Source organism: Mesorhizobium sp. B2-3-6, from assembly GCF_006442305.1.
In the GTDB taxonomy this organism is placed as follows: Bacteria; Pseudomonadota; Alphaproteobacteria; order Rhizobiales; family Rhizobiaceae; genus Mesorhizobium.
This window is the reverse complement of record NZ_VFVW01000006.1, coordinates 134157-150680: the sequence shown is the minus strand read 5'-3', so window position 1 is coordinate 150680 and position 16524 is coordinate 134157. Positions and strand designations below refer to the sequence as shown.

Below are 16524 nucleotides of genomic sequence, written 5' to 3'. Positions count from 1 at the left end.
TCCTCCCCGGCAAGTGAGATCTTCTGGAACCTGATGGACGCCGCTGGCAAGTGCCCAGCTAGGCGGGCGCCGCCGCCGGACAATTGCGAAGCTTCGTCAGGATTCAAAAAGGGAAAACCCGTGAAACTTTACTATAGCCCTCTCGCCTGCAGCCTGGCCGACCACATAGCACTGGAGGAGGCGGGTGCCGCCTTCGAGCGCGAAACGGTCAATCTCAAAACCAAACGAACGGGCTCCGGTGATGATTTCACCACGGTCACGCGCAAGGGGTATGTTCCTGCCCTCGTGCTGGATAGCGGGGAAACGCTGACAGAAAATATCGCCGTCCTCGATTGGATTGCGTCGCAGTACCCGGCACTGGGAGTGGAAGGGCCAATGGGCCGTACCCGCGTTCTCGAAGCGCTGACCTACGTCTCGACCGAAATACACCGAAGCTTCAAACCCATGTGGCACCAAGGCAGCGATGCTGAAAAGGCCAAGGCGCGGACCACGATTACATCGCAACTTGATCTCTTCGCGGACGGTCTCAAGACGGATTTTCTGTTCGGCGAGAAACCCAGCGTAGCGGACTTCTACCTTTTCGTGATGCTTCTTTGGGCAGTCCGCTTCCAAGTCCCTGTTCCAGCTCCTTTGGAAGCGTTGCGCGCCCGAATAGCGGCCCGTCCGGCCGTTCGCATCGCAATGAAGCGCGAGGGCCTTGTCTAAGTGCGAGACCGGCCGCGTGTCGTGTCAACCTTCAGCCACGACACATTACGAAGGAGTTTGTCCATGCTTCTGTTCCTGCAGAACCTCCACCTGATCGCTACCAAGCGCGGCGACGGGCTACGCCCCGAATTTCTAAGCATGGAAGGCGAGGCGGGACTCGGCATGACCTTCCCATGTGATCGCGTCATTCCAGCTCAATGTATGTCTGAACAGCGCTCGGCGGAGCCACCGACGCCTCGGCTGTCCAAGGGGGTTGCCAAGGCATGCCGGCCGGGAACGCCAAGCCGATGAATGAAGCTGATGCCGGTGCCGCGCCATAACAGGTGGCATCCGGACGGTGCCGTGAAAGAGGTTGCAAGAATGGAAAATACAAGACGGCCGGGACAAATTGATCCCTATCGCAGGGCGTTCGTCGGCGTTGCTGCAATGGGTCTGGCTGCTGCTCAGTTCGCGACAGTTCGCTCAGCCGAGGCGCAACGCGTTTCAGGGCTGGACGGAGCAACGGCAGGACCATTGCCGGCTGCCTCGTTCGCAGCGCTCAGGCAAATCGACGCCGGCCTGCTGAACGTCGGCTACGCTGAAGCTGGTCCGTCCAATGGTCCCGTTATTATCCTCCTTCATGGCTGGCCCTACGACATCCACAGCTTTGTCGATGTCGCTCCCCTGTTGGCGATGGCGGGATATCGCGTGATCGTTCCCTATTCGCGTGGCTGTGGCACCACGCGCTTTCTTTCAAGTCAGACTGTCCGCAACGGCCAGCAGTCTGTGCTGGCTGTCGATGTCATCGAATTGATGGACGCGCTGAACATCGGCGAGGCAATCGTCGCCGGCTATGATTGGGGCGCGCGCACAGCCTGCATCATAGCGGCGCTCTGGCCGGAGCGTTGCAAAGCTCTCGTTTCGGTCAGTGGCTATCTGATCGGCAGTCTCGCGGCAAACAGAATGCCGCTGCCGCCGAAGGCCGAGCTCCAATGGTGGTATCAGTACTATTTTGCGACGGAACGCGGCCGGGCCGGCTACGAACAATACCGGCGCGATTTTGCAAACCTTATCTGGCGGATCGCCTCGCCGAAATGGGATTTTGATGACGCCACCTTTGAGCGCAGCGCGGCGAGCCTCGGCAACCCGGATCACGTCAGCATCGTCATTCACAATTACCGCTGGCGGCTCGGGCTTGCCGAAGGCGAACCGGAATATGACGGCCTGGAAAAACGGCTGGCCGAGAGCCCGTTGATCACGGTGCCGACCATCACCCTTGAGGGGGATGCCAATGGCGCACCCCACCCCGACAGCAGTTCCTATGCCAAGAAATTTTCGGGCAGATACGCGCATCGGACCATCACGGGCGGAATTGGCCACAACTTGCCGCAGGAAGCCCCACAGGCTTTCGCCCAGGCAGTCATAGACGTCGGCGAATACTGATCGGGCGAACTCGTGACCAACTGATGCGGAGATGATCCGCGAATTGGGTAAATCCAACTCCGCCCCTCCGGCCCTATGCCGGTCGACCAGTGGCGTTTCGATCAAGATTGAAAGGGATCTGTTGTGGATTCGACATTGCCATCCGCTGTTGCTCAACCGGTCGTCGCGCAACTGACGCGGGCCGCGATATTTCTTGTTGTGACGGTCATTTCCGGACCAGAACACGAAGCGACCGTGCGCGCCTTATGTTGCGATCTTTCCACACTTCTGCGCGCGGTCGGCTCCCGTGACCTCGAGGGCCGGCTCTCGTGTGTCATGGCGTTTGGTTCCGATGTCTGGGACCGCTTGTTTGGAGCCCCCAGACCGAAGGACCTGCATGCATTTCGCGAAATCCAAGGTCAGCATCATGCCGTCTCGACGCCGGGCGACATCCTCTTTCACATTCGTGCATCGCGTATGGACCTTTGCTTCGAACTGGCGACACAGATCATGTCGCAGCTCGACGGCGCAGTCTCCACGGCGGATGAGGTGCACGGCTTCAACTATTTCGATGACCGCGACCTGATCGGCTTCGTCGATGGCACAGAGAACCCGGTGGATGAGCGCGCCGTCAAGGCCGCGATCATCAGCGAGGAGGACCCCTCATTTGCCGGAGGCAGCTATGTGATCGTGCAGAAGTACCTGCATGATCTGAAAGCATGGAACGCGCTTCCAATCGAGGATCAAGAGGGAATTGTTGGCAGAAAAAAGCTCTCAGATATCGAACTGGACGATGACGTGAAACCGACCTCGGCGCACAATGCGCTGACCACGATCGTCGAGGACGGAGAGCAGTTGGAAATCGTACGCGACAACATGCCGTTCGGCGACGTCGGCAAGGGTGAGTTCGGTACCTATTTCATCGGCTACGCCCGTTCTCCGCGCAGAATCGAGCAGATGCTGGAAAACATGTTCATCGGCCGGCCGCCAGGCAACTACGATCGGTTACTGGACTTCAGCCGCGCAGTCACTGGCACATTGTTCTTCGTCCCGTCGACGACATTCCTGGAGAACCTTGCAACGGGGGAAGTCATCTCGACCACTGGTCCGGGCCTGTCGGGTTGACCTGTTTGGAGTAACCGTCAACAGGTTCCCCACCGAATATGAAACGCACGAACGACACCCCCACTTTGGCTTTCCAACGCTACACTGGCCTTGGGCGATGAACGGAAACGGTCGATGTTTCCGGTCTGTGCTCGAAAGTCGCATAAAACGCAGTCTGGAACTTGGTCTGGTATTTTTCGCTGCTGACATTCGGTCAGCTCTATCCTTGAATTCCATCTGGTCCGGCGCCGCAGATGATGGCACAGACGCACTCGCCTGAGCTGAACCGCACCCGACCCTCCGCAATTGCGGCAACCGCGGCAGCACCGCTTAGATCAGCCGCAAGGCCCATCTCGAACCACAAGCTTTTGGCGGCGCACAGCATCTCGGAATCGTCGACAAGCACGATCTCATCGACGCTATCGCGCACAATGTCGAAGATGCGATCGTCGGTTTTGGCGCAGGCCATCGTCGCGACAGATGTCGTGATCTTGTCCAGGGCCACATTGTGTCCGGCTTCGAGGGCGCGCAGCAGCACCGGCGAGCCTGTGGCCTCAATTCCAATAACGCGCACATGCGGCGCCAGCGCCTTGATCGCTGTCGCCACGCCGCTGACCAGCCCACCGCCGCCCATGGCGACCAACACTGTCGTCACATCCGGCATCTGGTCGAGGATTTCGAGGCCGACCGTGCCTTGCCCGGCGACCACAGCCGGGTCGGCGAAGGGATGGAAATAGACGGCGCCGGTTTCGCGGACGAAGGCTTGCGCGGCCTCGTTGGATTCGTGCCAGGCCGAGCCGACAATGTGGGTGGCCGCTCCCCAGGCGCGCAGCTTCTCGATCTTGGCCGGCGAGGCGTTGGTCGGCAGGAAGATGGTGGCCGGCACACCGGCCATGAGGCCCGCGCGGGCGGTGGCTATGCCATGGTTGCCACCCGACGCGGTGACGATGCCATGCTCCAGCGCGGCGGGGTCGAGCGAGAGCAGCCTGTTGGTGGCGCCGCGTGCCTTGAACGATCCGGTGACCTGCAGCAGTTCCAGCTTCAGCAGCAGGTCGACGCCGCCGGCCAGCGGCGTCTTGAGGTTGCCGGCGGCAATCATCGGCGTACGCCTGACATTGCCTTCGATGCGCGCGGCGGCAGTACGGATGTCTTCCAGCGCGATCACGCCAGCTCTCCTTCATAGCGCGTAGCGACGGTGACGCAGCAATTGCCGACAACGACACGGCCGGGCTGGCGGCGGCCATAGACGATGCCGTCCAAGAGGTAGCGCACGGTCTCGGGCGCGCGGCCGGGGTCGGCCAGGTCGTGGATGCGGCCGGCGTCCTGGCCAGCATGGACCTCGGCGCCCAGCGCGTGGAACGGTTCGAACACGCCATTGGTGGTGGCCAGCACATAGCCGTCATGGCCGGGAATGCGCAGGATGTTTTCGGGCCTCGCGGCAGGCGGCCTGCCTGTCGGCGGCAGCACGCCGAGGTGGCTCAGCACATTGCGCACGCCCTTGCGGCAGATGCCGAGCGCGTCGAGCGAGACCGTGCCGGCGCCGGCCATCTCGGTGCCGACCGTGGTCAGCCCGGCCCTCACCGATGTGGCCGTGGAGGTGCGCGGCTCGCCGAGATTGTCGATGACGACGGTGAGCGGAGCATCGAAGGCGAGCACCGCCTCCGTGTTGCGCTTGCGGTGGGCGGCGTCGGGCGCCGGCTCGATGATGGCGCTGGGCAGGATGTTGAGCGAGGAACCGCCGGAGTGAAGATCCATATAGGCATGCCCAAGCGGCATGACGACGTCGCTGACATAGGCCGAGATCTGCTGGGTGATGGTGCCGGTTGGATCGCCTGGGAACGTGCGGTTGAGGTTCAGCCCGTCGACGGGCGAGGTGCGGCGGCCGGCCAGCACGGCCGGCAGGTTGATCGCCGGCAGGAAGATGATGCGGCCGCTGACCATGCCCGGGTCGAGATCGCGGATGAGTTCGCCGAGCGTGATCGGCCCCTCATACTCGTCGCCATGGTTACCGGCCTGCAGGATGACGGTCGGCCCGCTGCCGTTCCGGATCACCGCGAGCGGAATGCGGGTCGCGCCCCAGGCGTCGTCATGCGGCGAATGCGGAATGTCGACGAAGCCGATCTGCTTGCCGGAACGGTCGAAATCGATGGTGGTGCGGGCGGTGGACATGCGGGCCATGTTTCTCTTTGAAACTCTAGGGGATGGAGGTGGCGAGGGAGAGGCGGCGAGGGCGGAAAGGCCCCCGCCGCCGAAGAAGTCAGATCGGCGGCAGGGTCGGCAGCGTGGTGCCGATCCACTTCTGCGACAGCGCCGAGAGCGAGCCGTCGAGCATGCCGAGATGGATGTAGGTGTCGAGCCAGCGAAGCAGCTCCGGGCTGCCCTGCTGGATGCCGATGTAGCAGGGCGAGAATTGCAGGATGAATTTGGGTTTCAGCTGCACCTTGGCGTCCTTGTCCATCAAATCCTTGGCCACGACATCGGCGGTGGCCAGCAGTTGCGCCTGGCCGGAGGTGAAAGCGGCTGCGGCGGTGGCGTCGTCGTCGAAGCGCACGATCTTGGCGTTGGGCGCGGCCTTGGTCAGTTCGAGATCCTGCGTCGTGCCGCGCGCCACCGCGATGGTCTCGTCCTTGAGCTCGGCCGGGCTCTTCACCGTGATGCTGTCGGGGCCGAAGACGCCGATCGAAAGCGCCGCATAGGGCGAGGTGAAGGCGATCTGCAGCGCGCGTTCCGGCGTCGCGCCCATGGCGGCGATGACGATGTCGAGGCGGTCGGTGACCAGATAGGGCACGCGGTTGGCGCCGGTGATCTGCTGCAGTTCGAGCTTGACGCCCAGCGCCTCGGCGATCTTCCTGGCCATGTCGACATCGAGGCCGACCGGCTCGTTCTTGGCGTCGACCGAACCGAAGGGCGGCACGTCGATCGGCACGCCGATGCGCACCGTGCCAGCGGACAGGATTTTCTGCAGGTCGGCCGCTCGCGCCGGCATTGCCGAGACGGCGCCGGCCAGGAGCACGGCTGTGACGATCCTGGTGAGATGCTTGAACATGGAACTTCCCCTTTTTCTGGTTGGACTTTCTTTTCCTAGTGAAGGACGGCGCTCAGGAAGCTCCTGAGTTCGGCCGTACGAGGCTCGAGCAAGGTCTCACGCGCTGGCCCATCCTCGTGGATGCGGCCCTCATGCATGAAGATCACGCGGTCGGCGACGTTCTTGGCAAAGTTCATCTCATGGGTGACGAGCATCATGGTCATGCCTTCGCTGGCGACGCTTTCGAGCACGCGCAGCACTTCGCCGACCAGTTCGGGGTCGAGCGCCGAGGTGATCTCGTCGAACAGCATCAGGGTCGGCTGCATGGCCAGCGAGCGCGCGATGGCGACGCGCTGCTGCTGGCCGCCGGACAATTCGTCGGGATAGGCAAGCAGCTTGTCGGCGAGGCCGACCTTGGCGACCACGGCGCGGGCGACTTCGCGGGCGGCCGGCGTGTCGAGCTTGCGCACCAGCTTCAGCGCCAGCGTGACGTTGCGCTCGACATTGAGATGCGGGAACAGATTGTAGCTCTGGAATACCATGCCGGCGCGCTGGCGCAGAAGGTTGAGGTCGGCCCTGGGCGCGGTGACGTCGATGCCGTCGACGACGATGCGGCCGGCCTGCACCTTCTCCAGCCCGTTGATGCAGCGAAGCATGGTCGACTTGCCCGAGCCGGAGCGGCCGATGACGGCGACGATCTCGCCTTTTTCCACGTTGAGCGAGATGCCCTTCAGCACCTCGATGGCGCCGAAGCGCTTGCGGATATCGGCGATTTCAACGAGCGACATGAAGTCTCCTTTCCAGCATGCGGGCGAGCTGGGAGAGGGAAAAGCAGATGACGAAATAGATGGCGGCGGCGGTGAGGTAGACCGGCAGCGGGGCAAAGGTCGCGCCGCTGATGATCTGGCTGGCGCGGGTCAGTTCGACGAAGCCGATCAGCGCGGTGAGCGAGGTGTTCTTCACCAACTGGACGAGGAAGCCGACGGTCGGCGCGACGGAGATGCGGATCGCCTGCGGCAGCACGACATGGCCGAGGCGCTGCGCGTAGGTGAGGCCGAGCGCGGCACCCGCCTCCCATTGCCGCTGCGACACCGATTGCAGGCTGCCGCGCCAGATCTCGCCGAAGAAGGCCGAAGCGTAGATCGACAGGGAAAGTGCCGCCGCCGTCCAGGCGTCGACCGAGAGGCCGATCAGCGGCAGGCCGAAGAAGAAGACGAAGAGCTGGCCGAGTAGCGGCGTGCCCTGGATCAGGTTGATCCAGGCGATGGCCAGCCAGTTGAGCGGCTTGAATGGGATGACGCGCAGGACGGCGACGACGATGCCGAGCAGCCCGCCGCCCACCGTGGCGGTGAGCGCCAGCAGCATCGTCCAGCGCGCGGCCTCGATCAGGTAGACGATATCGGTGCCGCCAAATTCGCGGATCATCGGCGCGGCCTCCTGACGAAGACCATCCAGTAGACGCCGGCGAAGAAGGCCCGGAAGCCCAGGGTCAGCACGAGATAGGAAATGGTGATCAGCGTGTAGGTCTCGAAGGAGCGGTAGGTGCGCGAGTCGATGAAGGCGGCCTGGTGGAACAGCTCGGTGGCGCCGATGGAGGAGACGACGCTGGTGGTCAGCATGATCAGCACGAACTGGCTGGCCAGCGCCGGGTAGATGGTCTTGACCGCCTGGAACAGCACGACATGGCGGAAGGTCTGGCCGGCGGTGAGGCCGAGCGAGCGGCCAGCCTCGACCTGGCTCTGGCGCACCGACTGGAAACCGGCGCGCAGGATCTCCGCGCCATAGGCGCCCATGTTGATCGACAGCGCGATCAGCGCAGCGGTGTTGGCGCCAAGCTTGATGCCGATCGAAGGCAGGCCGAAGAAGACGATGAACAGCTGCACCAGCAGCGGCGTGTTGCGCAGCGCCTCGACATAGACGCGAGCGCAGGCGCGCAGCGGCATCAGCGGGCTGATCGAGGCCATGGCGACGATCAAGCCGATGGCAAGGCCGCAGAGCATGGTGACGACCGAGAACTGCAAGGTCAGCAGCACGCCTTGCACAATCTCGGGGATATAGCGCAGCAGGACATCAAATTTGAAATTATAGCTCATGGAAGTAGAGCGTCCCCCTATGCAACTCCAGGCAGATCGCTATTTTCCGCTCGGATTTGCTGGACACCACGCTATCGTCGCTTCATATGTGACGTCAAGCGTCATCTATGAAGCGGATGCAAATGACGGACGACAAGCTGAATTACAGCGCGCCGGCCCTGGAAAAGGGGTTGGATATCCTCGAATTGCTGGCCAATGCCGGCCAGCGCATGGGCACGCGCCAGATCGCCGAGGAACTGGGGCGATCGAAGAACGAGATCTTCCGCATGGTCCATGTGCTGCTTGCGCGCGGCTACCTCCAGCGCGATGAGGGCGGCGAGGGGCTGATGCTGTCGAACAAGCTGTTCGGGCTTGGCATGCAGACGGCGCGCGCCCGCGACCTGGTCAGCACGGCGGCCCCCATCGTCGAGCGCTTCGCCGAGGAGGTGCACCAGGCGGCGCATCTGGTCGTCGCGCATCGCGGTGAAACCGTCATCATCGCGGCGGCATCGGGCGGGGCGGACATGAACTTCTCGCTCAAGCTCGGCTATCGCCGGCCGCTGGCGGATGCCCATTCCGGCCTGGTGCTGATGGCGTTCCAGCCCAAGCCCGTGCGTGACCGGATGATCGCCGAATGCCTGATGCTGATGCGTGAGCCGCCGGACCCGACGACGCTCGCCGCCGAACTCGACGCGGTGCGCGAGCGCGGCGCCATCATCCACGAGAGCCGCGACATCATCGGCGTGACCGACGTCGTCTGTCCGATCATCGCCGGCGACGGGCGCGCCGTGGCCTGCGTGACGGTGGCGGCGGTCAGCCGACGCAGCGCCGCGCCCAATTTCGAGGCCATGCTGGCGCGGCTGAAGCTCGCTTGTGCCGAGATCGCGCATGAGCTTGGAGGGTAGGGAGGCTCAGCCCGCGACGATGATGTCGCGCGGCGTGCGGGACAGCACCTCCGCACCGGCCGTGGTGACAAGCACATTGTCGATGATGCGGGCGCCAAGGCCTTCGGCGCCGATATAGACCGGCGGCTCGATGGTGACCACCATGCCGGCCTTCAGCATGTGCGGGCTGTCGCCGATCATGTGCAGCGGCTCGGCCCAGCTCGGCGGAAAGCCTGGCCCCAGCGCATAGCCGGACGTGTGGACACGGCAGGCTTCGAGCCCGGCCTCGCCGATGACGGCGCGGGCCGCCTGGTGCGGCACGGTTGCCGGCACGCCGTCGCGAATCGCCGCGATCATGGCGTCGCCGGCGCGCAGCACGATGTCGTGCAGTTCGGCCATGCGCGGCGTCGGCTTGCCCAGCGCGAAATTGCGGCCGATGGTGGCTGTGTAGCGGTTGAAGGTGGCGCCGAATTCGAGATTGCCGAAATCGCCATGTTCAAGCCGGCGCGCGGTCGGCGCGCCGTGGCTGTAGGCGGAGCGCGGGCCGGAGACGAGGTTGATCGGGCTGGCGGCGATGCCGCTGCCGTTGCGCAGCAAGGTCTCGTGGATGGTGCCGGCCAGCGCCAGTTCCGACAGGCCCGCCGCGAACTCGCCGGCAAAACGCTCCATGCCAAGGTCGGCAAGGGCCGCCGCGCGCCTGATATAAGCGATCTCGGCCGGCGACTTCACCAGCTTCAGGCCGGCGATCAGTTCCGTCGCCTCGGCAAGCAAGGTATCGCCGATGACGGCGCGAAGGCCGAGACAATGATGTGGGTGAAGATAGTAGGCCGGCACTTCGAGGCCGACGCGCCTGCCTAGCACGTCGTGGCGCCGCGCCACGTCGGCGAAGGCCGCGACCGGATCCTCGTTCTCGCCGCCGCCGAAGCCATGCACCTCGTCGGCAGCTGAATCCGTTTCGAATTCGTGCACTTCGCCCTGGCGTGTCAGCACGACGAGCGGCTCGTTGCGCGCGCCGACCAGCAGGCATTGGAATTCCTGGTAGCTCTTGGCGTCGCTGCCGGTCAGCCAATGGATGGAGGCGGGGTGAACGGCAATCAGCCAGTCGAGGTCGCGTGCGGCCATGGCGGCGCGGACACGCGCCAGACGATCGGCGAATTCGGCGGCGGTGAAATCGTGTTTCGACATTAGCCTCGCGTCACCGCCATCGCCTCGATCTCGATCAGCAGGTTCTCGAAGGCAAAGCCGGCGACGCGGATCGCAGTCACCGCCGGACCGGGCTCGGGGAAGAATTCGCGCTGCACGCGGGCAATCACCGCGCGCGTCGCCTCGATCCCGGCCCAGCTGCCTTCGGCGTGATAGTAGATATAGAGCTTGGCGACGTCGCTTTCGTCGAGCCCGCCTTCGGCCAGCGTGCGGCGGATGAACTCGAAGACGTTGCGGGTCTGCGTCTCCATGTCGTCGCCGACGGCCTGCGCCTTGTTGTCGGCCGAGATCTGGCCGCCGATCAAGGCGAGCCCGCCAATCTTCCAACCTTGCGTGAACTGGGTGTTGGGAATGCTCCAGTCCCAATGGTTGGCCGGCTGCAGGCGCTGCTTGTCGTCGCCGAGCATGCCGATGCCCTCGACCTGGATCAGTTCGCCGGCATTGCCCATGCCCTGGATGCGCAGTCCGGCACCGGCCGCCGAAGGCACCGACATGTAGCGGCGGCGCACATTGGTCATCTTCTCCCAGTAGTCGGTGACCTCGCGGCCTTCGCCGAAAAAGCGGAAATAGGTGTTCTGGCGCATCAGGCTGTGGCGGTCGCCGCCGCCCGACCGCAGCATGGTGTCGAGGTTGCGGAAGGCCTCGTCGGTCTGCACCTCGATGTCGCCGAGCCCGAGCACATTGCCTTCGGCATCGAGCGAGCGCTGGCCGCCGACAAACAGCATGTCGCCGACCTTCCAGCCATGGACGAAGGGCAGCTCCCTGCGCCAGCGCCAGTGACCCGGGGGGTCGAGCAGTTCGCGCTTGCCGCCGATCACCACCCAGGCGTCGACCATCAGCAGCGCGCCCTCGCGGTCGAGGCCGCAGCGGATTTCGGTGGTGGTCGGGCCGGGAGCGGTGAAACAGCCGGCGCGCACGGCATCGAGTTCGTCGAGCAAGGCGCCCACGGCATCGGCCTTGCAACTGAAATAGATGTTGTGCTTGACCACATCGGTCATGCCGGCGCCGGCCTGGGCGAGAAGGGCCGCCAGCCGATCGAAAATGACGCGCGCCTGACCCGTTATGCCGGTTGCGACGATATTGCCGCTGACGTCCGTCGCCATCAGCCCGCCGATGAAGACCAGGTCACCGGCGCGGACGGCCTGCGGCGCCGATCCTTCGATATCGCTGAATGTCCGCATCCGCACCACGTATCCTCCCGCTGATTTTCTACTTACTTACCTGCAAGTCAGTGTTCCGTCAAATGCTGGGGATGCAGCAAAGCTTCGGCGTCCACGGCCAACGCATTTGGCTATGATGGAAGCATGGACGAGACCGACACCAGACAGGCGATCAAGGATACGGCGCTGGAGCTTCTGGTGCGCCACGGCTATCGCGGCACCAGCTTCGGGGATATTTCGGCGGCGCTCGGCACGACGCGCGCCAACATCCACTATCATTTCGGCAACAAACAGGCGCTCGTCGACGAGGTGCTTGACGACTACATGCAGGCGACGCTGAGCGGCTTGCGGGCTGTCTGGTCGCATGAGGGGTCAAGCCTCGAGGAGCAGGTCGAGGCGATGATCGCCTACAGCCGCGCCCGCTTCCGGCATTTCAACCCAGCCGGCACAGAAGGGCAAAACTGGAGCCTGATTTCGAGGCTGCGGCAGGATGCCGACCTCCTTGATGCCGACGGCCAGAAGATGCTCGGCCATTTCAGCGCGGAGCTCTCGGCGTTGTTTGCCGGCGCGCTGTCGGCGGCGGGCCGGCGCGGCGAGTTGTCGCCGAATGTCGTGCCCGGCGACGCCGCGCTGCTGTTCGCGGCGATCGCCGACAACGCCGCGCCAATTACACTGGGCGAAGGTGGCTTTGACGCGTTGGAGAAGACCTATCGCAGCCTGATACGGATGATCCAAATCTGACTCACCGAAACGACAATGTGAAACCCCATGTTATAGCAGTGAGCCTCGCTTCCTCTGACATTCTGTCTGAAGAATTGGTCGTCTGCTCGGCTTACCTTGAGACATTCTCGGTTGCTGGCTTAATCAGCCCCGCAAGTGTGATCTTGGTCATGAGCTTGTGCTTGGACTTGTCGTGGTGGCGATAGTCCTTCCAGCGGAAGCTGACCAGAACTCCATGATCCAGGCTCACGAGGCGGCTGTTGGCGATGGCGACGCGGTAGGTGTAGCGACCAAGGTAGGCGAGGACCTGTTTTGGACCGCCGAACGGGGGCTTGGCGTAAACGACCACTCGATCCGCTTCAGTCCAGCCAGTTGGGCGCAGAAAGTAGCAGGGTCGGCCAGGCTAGCGAGATCGCTGAAGAAGCGAAGCTGGCCGGCGTCGAAGGCGTCTCGGAGGCGCTCTAGGAATAGGCGGTGACAATCGGGCGGTTACTCTATGCTGATGGTTTCGTCAGGAGAGCTCCTTCTATAACGACTCCGGAATTCACGTATTTCCACAGCGCAACAAACAGTTTCCGAGCGAGGGCGACCATGCCGCCTTCTTGCACCGGCCACCATTCGGGATGACTCGCGCCCTGAACCACTGGCTCAGTGCGAATTGGGTTGATGGGGCACCCAGACCCACGCAACCTAGACAAGCGTCGGCCGGAGCCTAGGATTGCCGGACTTCGAGACTCCCTGCTCGCAATTAATTAATCTGCCCACTCTGCTCAACCGGCCACGGTCTTCCTCCTCCGGCGTTGGCACTCGCAACATTGCGCAAACCCGAGGCTCCCGCGGTTGTGGCCAACAACGAAGCTGACGGTCTGCTTTCAGCGCAGAAAGCAGTCATTCCACCGGTGGCCTCCACTGCCCAGATGTAGCAACAATCCTCGAATGGCAAGGGAAGCCTCGAGCCAGAAGCTGGCGGGCTCCTACAGGGACGTGAGGGCGCGGTCCCAATATGGATTCTGAAGGGTCGAGCGCAGGCGCATCTGCTTCCACACGCCGTATTTGTAGAAGTCGAAGTCGATGCTCGAGGTAATGTTCTGGACCATGCACCACAGCGACCATTTCAAGTCGCCCAGCATCTGGTAGACAAACATGCGCGCCTTGGTGCTGGCTTCGACGCGACCGAAATAACATTCGATCGCCTCATCCTGCATCACGTCGCTCAGGACCATTTCCCCACACCAGGTGGCGAGATCGCAGCAGCGGTCGTTGTTCGACGCGTATTCGAGGTCGACGATCAGGATCCTGTCTTCAGTCAGCAGGAAGTTAGCTGGTGCCGGATCGTTGCAGCAAGGAACGATGTCCAGTCCTGACGCTTCCAGCGCGGCGCGAGCGGTGCGGTACTTCATGTGAATGGTAGGAAAATCGTGCGGGAATGCCGCCCCGAGCTCACGCAATTGAACGATATGTTCATCGATCATGTCAAACAGGGTCTTGGTTAAGCGAAGCGGGGCAGAATTGTTGAAGGTGCGGAACAAGTTAATAGTGGGCGCCCTAATCTCGGCGGAGTGGAAGTCGCGGGTGGTGCAGGGACGAGACCGCTCTACAAAGTCGCTGATTTCCACGCCGCGGTCGCTGAGATCACTATAGATCCGAGGCCCGATGCCAAGTTCGTGCGCGCGCCTGCCGGCCTCGAGCGAAGCGCTCCGATCGATAAACTTCTCGGTCCCGGGGCCTGGCATCTTAAGGAAAAACGTCTGACGCTCACCTCCGATCCTGACGTGCCAGTTAGAATTGCTAAAGCCCCCGAAGATTGGCCGGTAAAAGATGTCTTTGCCCTGCCATGGGGGTACCAAGGAAAGCATTGTTTCCAATGCCAGTTCGGAGGCCGATTGGCCTTCTCCGCACTTCCGTTCCATGAAGGGTTCTCAGAGCATTCGGGCGTACGAGCCGAAATCGAGGCTTCCGAGCGCGGCGCGGCAGCGGATGAAGCGCCAGAACCCGTAGCGGTAAAACTCGACATCCTTGCGCTGCGAGGTGGCGTCCATCACGAGACCCCAGAGACCCCATGCGAGATCGTCGGCGATCGCGTAGAGACGCACGCGACGGAGACTTGCCGGCCTCGGCGTGCCTTCGAACATTTCGAGGGCCGGGAGGAAGTCCTTCTCGTCTTCGAAAACCTCGTTGATCAGGATCCCGATCTCATAATAGGGGTCGACGTTGCCGGCACCGTCGAAGTCCACGAGCTCGATGCGACCATCCGGCCCGATGAGGATGTTCGAGGCCAGGCCGTCGGCATGGGAGGGCACACTGTCGACCCCCGATGCGGCGATCATGCGCTCAAAGCGCAAAACCTGCTCGAACAGGACCGGAAGGTCGGGAGGAGCCTGGGCCACGAGCCGATCGCATTCCTGCTTCAGCGCGCGGATCCGGTCGAACGGCGACACCGGGATCGTGAAGCGCAGTCCGCCGTGGACCCTGCGCTTAACACCTATCACCTCATTGAGGACGTCCAGCTTTTTCAGGTCGCTGACACGGGCGGTCGCCCAGCCGTCGCGATATTCCATGATGCAGGTCGCGCGCCGCGCATCGATGGCAAGGATCTTGGGCGCGCAGCCGAGGCCGGCCGCTTTGCGCTGCGCATCGAAGGATGCGGCCGCATCGATGAAGCGGCGCTGGTCGGGCTGAATGGTTTTGAGCAGGAGCGACGGATGCTGGCCATCGACCGACAGAAGCAGGCGGGTGCTGTCCACGCCACGATGCGACGGGACGAGAATGCCCGGCTCCATCTCCTGTGCCGATCTGCACAGCTGCGGTCCGGCACCAGAGCAGGCGGGCTCGTCGGGCGTCACAAGACAGAGGTCGGCCGGCGCCGTGAGGTCATCCGCAAAAAGGGAACGGACTTCTTTTGTTGCGGACGGGAGACGATGAATGTCCATCGGGCCGATGCGGCGATCCATACCCTTTCGCGACAGACCAATTTCCATGAAGCCAGCGGAACCCTTGTAATCCAAGCAAGCACAACCGACCAGCGACGGCCCGTCCACGAAAGGGAGCGGGGGACAGGCGCGCCAGCAGGAAACGCAATGCTATATCTATGCGGGCGTGAGTAAAGTGCCGACGTGCCTATCGGCGCCGAGATGCACTTAAACGCGGATGAGGTCGACGCCCAGTTCGGCGAAGCGCTGGACGAATTCTTCGCCGACACCCTTAGTGGTGATGACATGTTGGGCGTCGGCAAGGCCGAATGCACGAACCGAGCCGAAGCGTCCGAACTTCGATCGATCGGCTACCATGACGGTGGTGCCGGCCTGACGCCTCGCCTCATCGTGCAGTGCAACCTCGTCCTCACCAAAGCCCATGAAGCCGTGATCGACATGGACGGCGCTGGCACCCATCAAAGCCAGGTCGAACCTGTGCCCTTTCAGCGCGGTAATGGTAGAATGCCCGAATGTGGCCTGATATTCCGGCACCATCGGACCGCCGAGCACGCGGACACTGGTGCCCCAGCCGTGGGAGAAAAAATGCGCCGCAATGGCGATGGAGTTCGTGAAGATCGTCAGGTCTGCATGCTTGTCAAGGTGCTTCACGCAGGCCAGCGTAGTGGTTCCCGAACTGACGAAGATCTTCATACCGTTCTGGATAAGGCTGGCAGCCCTTTCGGCGATCAAGTTTTTTTCCGGCGCATTGACCCGGCTGCGCTCGCCAAACGGCTTGTCCCCCTCTTTTGGCGTCAGTACCGCACCGCCGTAGACGCGCCGAGCCAAGCCATTTGTTTCGAGTAGACGCAGATCGCGCCGGATGGATTCCGGACTGACTTCGAGGCGATCGGCGAGCAGATTGACACTCGCGCGCTCATTCGCGCGCAGTATTTCCAGGATTTTTTCCTGGCGAAACTCAGAAAATCTCATGGACCGAATCTGCCTGTGACCATTTGGGTCTTTCCGGACTTAACATATCCCCGAGCACGTCGAACACTGCGAGATGCCGGAAGACCGAAAATCCCGGCGCCAAGCTAGTCGACATGCTCAAACCAGTCAAATCCGTCTTAGTCGCTCAACAGTCCTAGGGTCTAACAGCCTTGAGATTTAGACCTGTTCGGGACTGGGCACTCGCCGAGAGTAGGCCAAGCCGCGCTTGACCACAGGCAAATGTGTCGATATTGGTGTTTTTGACCGATTTGTGTGTTTTGAGAAATTGGATCGGTTTGAGGATGGATCTGGCGTCCAGTCAGGATTTGGAAGGCTCGTCTGGCAATG

General features: G+C 62.7%; 16 protein-coding genes and 2 pseudogenes. 5 read left to right on the top strand and 13 right to left on the bottom strand.

All coding sequences use genetic code 11. The features are described from left to right. Nucleotides 1-120: 120 nt before the first annotated feature. From FJ953_RS18735 to FJ953_RS18725, 3 genes are all read left to right on the top strand, one after another. On the top strand, nt 121-705 hold the full coding sequence (locus FJ953_RS18735) for a glutathione binding-like protein (protein ID WP_140523180.1): 585 nt from the start codon (nt 121-123) through the stop codon (nt 703-705). 360 nt (nt 706-1065) lie between these two features. Next, nucleotides 1066-2127, top strand: coding sequence for an alpha/beta hydrolase (locus FJ953_RS18730; protein ID WP_140523455.1), 1062 nt, complete (start codon nt 1066-1068; stop codon nt 2125-2127). A 123-nt stretch (nt 2128-2250) separates the two neighbouring features. Next, nucleotides 2251-3231, top strand: coding sequence for a Dyp-type peroxidase (locus FJ953_RS18725; protein WP_210239471.1), 981 nt, complete (start codon nt 2251-2253; stop codon nt 3229-3231). A gap of 199 nt (nt 3232-3430) precedes the next feature. Here the strand turns inward: FJ953_RS18725 and FJ953_RS18720 are convergent, their stop codons facing one another. From FJ953_RS18720 to FJ953_RS18695, 6 genes are all read right to left on the bottom strand, one after another. Next, a complete protein-coding gene (locus FJ953_RS18720; RefSeq protein WP_140499646.1) occupies nt 3431-4375 on the bottom strand; it encodes a threonine/serine dehydratase in 945 nt (314 codons plus the stop codon). Next, nucleotides 4372-5388 (bottom strand): succinylglutamate desuccinylase/aspartoacylase family protein, encoded by a 1017-nt coding sequence (locus tag FJ953_RS18715; RefSeq protein ID WP_140624920.1) that lies wholly within the window; start codon nt 5386-5388, stop codon nt 4372-4374. Before FJ953_RS18715 ends, FJ953_RS18720 begins: the two co-directional genes overlap by 4 nt. A 79-nt stretch (nt 5389-5467) precedes the next feature. Beyond that, entirely contained in the window at nt 5468-6256 is a 789-nt protein-coding gene (locus FJ953_RS18710; RefSeq protein ID WP_056570895.1) for a transporter substrate-binding domain-containing protein, read from the bottom strand. Between the two features lie 35 nt (nt 6257-6291). Next, nucleotides 6292-7023 (bottom strand): amino acid ABC transporter ATP-binding protein, encoded by a 732-nt coding sequence (locus tag FJ953_RS18705; RefSeq protein WP_140499643.1) that lies wholly within the window; start codon nt 7021-7023, stop codon nt 6292-6294. Then, nucleotides 7010-7660, bottom strand: a complete 651-nt coding sequence (locus tag FJ953_RS18700; RefSeq protein ID WP_140499641.1) for an amino acid ABC transporter permease — start codon at nt 7658-7660, stop codon at nt 7010-7012. Before FJ953_RS18700 ends, FJ953_RS18705 begins: the two co-directional genes overlap by 14 nt. Continuing rightward, the gene (locus FJ953_RS18695; protein WP_140499639.1) at nt 7657-8328 is read right to left on the bottom strand and encodes an amino acid ABC transporter permease; all 672 of its coding nucleotides are present in this window, start codon (nt 8326-8328) and stop codon (nt 7657-7659) included. The genes FJ953_RS18700 and FJ953_RS18695 overlap by 4 nt, the downstream gene beginning before the upstream one ends. 122 nt (nt 8329-8450) lie before the next feature. Between FJ953_RS18695 and FJ953_RS18690 the strand changes: the two genes are divergently transcribed. After that, nucleotides 8451-9212 (top strand): IclR family transcriptional regulator, encoded by a 762-nt coding sequence (locus tag FJ953_RS18690; protein ID WP_181165404.1) that lies wholly within the window; start codon nt 8451-8453, stop codon nt 9210-9212. Nucleotides 9213-9218: 6 nt separating this feature from the next. Here FJ953_RS18690 and FJ953_RS18685 read toward each other — a convergent pair whose 3' ends face one another. Both FJ953_RS18685 and FJ953_RS18680 read right to left on the bottom strand, forming a co-directional pair. Continuing rightward, entirely contained in the window at nt 9219-10376 is a 1158-nt protein-coding gene (locus tag FJ953_RS18685; RefSeq protein WP_140523182.1) for a Xaa-Pro peptidase family protein, read from the bottom strand. Next, nucleotides 10376-11575, bottom strand: a complete 1200-nt coding sequence (locus FJ953_RS18680) for a RidA family protein (protein WP_140523185.1) — start codon at nt 11573-11575, stop codon at nt 10376-10378. Before FJ953_RS18680 ends, FJ953_RS18685 begins: the two co-directional genes overlap by 1 nt. Before the next feature lie 123 nt (nt 11576-11698). On the opposite strand from FJ953_RS18680, the gene FJ953_RS18675 reads away from it, so the two are divergent. Then, entirely contained in the window at nt 11699-12295 is a 597-nt protein-coding gene (locus tag FJ953_RS18675) for a TetR/AcrR family transcriptional regulator (RefSeq protein WP_140499631.1), read from the top strand. 91 nt (nt 12296-12386) lie between these two features. Here the strand turns inward: FJ953_RS18675 and FJ953_RS30920 are convergent. The 5 genes and pseudogenes from FJ953_RS30920 to FJ953_RS18655 form a co-directional block, all read right to left on the bottom strand. Then, nucleotides 12387-12620 (bottom strand): annotated as a pseudogene (locus FJ953_RS30920) (transposase); the annotation flags it as partial. 148 nt (nt 12621-12768) lie between these two features. Next, nucleotides 12769-13027 (bottom strand): annotated as a pseudogene (locus FJ953_RS30915) (IS110 family transposase); the annotation flags it as partial. A 221-nt stretch (nt 13028-13248) separates the two neighbouring features. Then, a complete protein-coding gene (locus tag FJ953_RS18665) occupies nt 13249-14184 on the bottom strand; it encodes a choline/ethanolamine kinase family protein (RefSeq protein WP_140523188.1) in 936 nt (311 codons plus the stop codon). Between the two features lie 9 nt (nt 14185-14193). Further along, the gene (locus tag FJ953_RS18660; RefSeq protein WP_140523191.1) at nt 14194-15279 is read right to left on the bottom strand and encodes a phosphotransferase; all 1086 of its coding nucleotides are present in this window, start codon (nt 15277-15279) and stop codon (nt 14194-14196) included. Between the two features lie 132 nt (nt 15280-15411). After that, a complete protein-coding gene (locus FJ953_RS18655) occupies nt 15412-16176 on the bottom strand; it encodes a DeoR/GlpR family DNA-binding transcription regulator (RefSeq protein WP_140499625.1) in 765 nt (254 codons plus the stop codon). Nucleotides 16177-16524 lie beyond the last annotated feature (348 nt).